The 2391-nt window shown below is 52.5% G+C and carries 1 protein-coding gene and 2 pseudogenes; 2 read left to right on the forward strand and 1 reads right to left on the reverse strand.

Annotated elements, in window-relative coordinates; genetic code table 11:
• The coding region (locus ACM6IQ_RS20440; RefSeq protein ID WP_414879669.1) for an RHS repeat-associated core domain-containing protein at positions 1 to 1282 on the forward strand (1282 nt) is incomplete at its 5' end.
• Positions 1283 to 1354: 72 nt separating this feature from the next.
• Here ACM6IQ_RS20440 and ACM6IQ_RS20445 read toward each other — a convergent pair.
• Positions 1355 to 1684: pseudogene (locus tag ACM6IQ_RS20445) on the reverse strand (alpha amylase C-terminal domain-containing protein); the annotation flags it as partial.
• 87 nt (positions 1685 to 1771) lie between these two features.
• Between ACM6IQ_RS20445 and ACM6IQ_RS20450 the strand changes: the two are divergent.
• Positions 1772 to 2391, forward strand: a pseudogene (locus ACM6IQ_RS20450) (RHS repeat protein); the annotation flags it as partial.

Here is a 2391-nt window from a genome sequence, read left to right on the forward strand (position 1 = left end):
TCGTTACTTGCCCGGCCTGGAAATCCGCAGCCACAGCGTCACCGGGGAAATCCTGCATGTCATCACCGCCAGCGCCGGCAGCAACACCGTGCAATTACTGCATTGGGTCGCCAGACAACCTGAGGAAATGCCCCGAGATCAGGTACGTTACAGCCTCAACGACCACCTGAAGTCCTGCGCATTGGAATTGGATCAAAACGCCAAACTTATCTGCCAAGAATGGAATTACCCGTTCGGCGGCACTGCGTATTGGGCCGGACGTAACGCAACCGAGGCCATGTACAAGACCGTGCGTTATTCCGGCAAGGAGCGAGATGCGACAGGACTTTATTACTACGGTTTCAGGTATTACGCGTCGTGGCTGCAAAGGTGGATCAATCCTGATCCGGCGGGATCCATTGACGGAATAAACCGGTACAGCATGGTAGGCAACAGCCCTGCAACACTAGTTGATCACATGGGGTTAATGCGAAGAAGCAGCCTGTTAAATTCACCCCAGAGTCAAGCAACAACAAACAAAAGCAGCTCGAAAAATACAGAGCCAGGTTTAACCCATCCAAAGGAACACGAAAACAGAATTTATAACTTCGTTGATCCACGCTCCGAAGAAGGCGGGGTGCGTCGGAAAATAGTATCGTCATTTTCCTTCCCCACACCTACTAGCTCTGACTCTATTCGATACTATTTAGACCAGTCAAAGCCTGGCAACTCATTTGCAGGAATCATGCACATTAAAACCGGCGAATTACATATATATCCACTGGATGCAAAACGACAAGATGCTGACGAATATATCTGGGCTAAAAAATACAGCGGAACAACCAAAGACAATGGTCGCCCCATACTACACGCAACAGTAACCAATAGCGCCTTACCTACCTCACACGAGCAGCTAGTGAACAAAATTTCCGGAGAAAGAGATCATTACGTAGGTTTCAGCATAAATGATTTGAGGCACATCAGGGGCTATGAGCACGGGGGTTTTTTGGCAATAGCAGATTATAGGACCAGTGTGCTTTATGGTCGATCTAGGACATTAAACACCTTGCATTTTAAAGCCATTTCCGACGAAGGAGTCTCATATAGTACTGATAAAGAAACATACAAAAAAAATAAAGGGGAATTTATATTTGAATTGCCTATAGAGCTGAAACTAAAAATAATCAATACAATAATAACCGACTTAGGGGAGAACCATGATGTTTCGGCATTGTTGCGAAATGAGTTATCGCGAAGCAAACTAAACCCAAACTACAAACCCATCAAAAAGTTCTACATTTAACATGTAGAGTAGTTTTTAATCGTTCCTTCGATATGCTGAAATCGAGGGAGCGATCACCAAATCACAGTAAAATTACGTTATCTCCGGTCGCAACATCAACACCGCCAACGGCGGCAAATTCAACACCAACGAAAGCGCCTGCCCATGACTCGCCTCTTCCTCGGTAAACGCCCCGCCGCTGTTTCCGTAATTCGACCCGGCATACATCGCCGCATCACTGTTGATCACCTCCGTCCATCGCCCGGCAATCGGCACGCCAATCCGATAGCTCTCACGCGGCACCGGCGTAAAGTTGGCCACCACTAACACCGGCCGGCCGTCCTTGCTCCAGCGCATAAACGCTGTTGATCGCATCATCACCGATCAACACTGGAACCCTTGCCGCGCGTCGTCCTGGCCATGCTCCTCGACCTGTTACTTCTTACAGTAGGCAGCCGTGTGAAGGTCGTGCATTGTGATGTGCAGTCCAATTGATCAAGGCCTGCACGGATGCCTACTGGAATCTTCACCAACGCGCACACCGGCACACCGACCCTTCGGGTGTCGGAAGCGCGTGGGCTGGTGGTGCGGGACGTGCTGTTTCATCGGCGTGAGGTGGATGATCCGATTGATACGCGGGTAACCGAACAACGTTTCGATGCGGTTGGACGGTTGGTGGCCAGCCGGGATCCGTATCTGTTCGACCTGGCGAAGACTGATGAGACGACGCCGTTCAACCTGAGGCAGACCATGAGCCTGTCCGGCGTCGCGCTGGCGACCGACAGCGTGGACGCCGGATGGCGCGTTGGCCTGCAGGGTGAAGCCGGGCAGAGCCTGGAGAGATGGGACGGTCGCGGCAGCCACTCACTGACGCAATACGATGAACTGCTGCGCCCGACGGCCATCCGAGAGCGGGGACAGGACGTCGCCGAGCACACGCTGGAGCGTTTTACCTATGCCGATGCCAATGCGGAGGCTGCCGCGCACAACCTGTGCGGCCTGCTGACTCGCCATGACGACCCGGCGGGCACCGTTCATGTGCATGACCAGAGTCTTGCCGGTGGCGTGCTGAGCCACACCCGGCACTTTTTACGCGACACCGAGGCGCCTGACTGGCCGCTGGAGGTTGT

It is taken from the genome of Pseudomonas sp. IT-P100 (assembly GCF_949767185.1).
In the GTDB taxonomy this organism is placed as follows: domain Bacteria; phylum Pseudomonadota; class Gammaproteobacteria; order Pseudomonadales; family Pseudomonadaceae; genus Aquipseudomonas; species Aquipseudomonas fluorescens_B.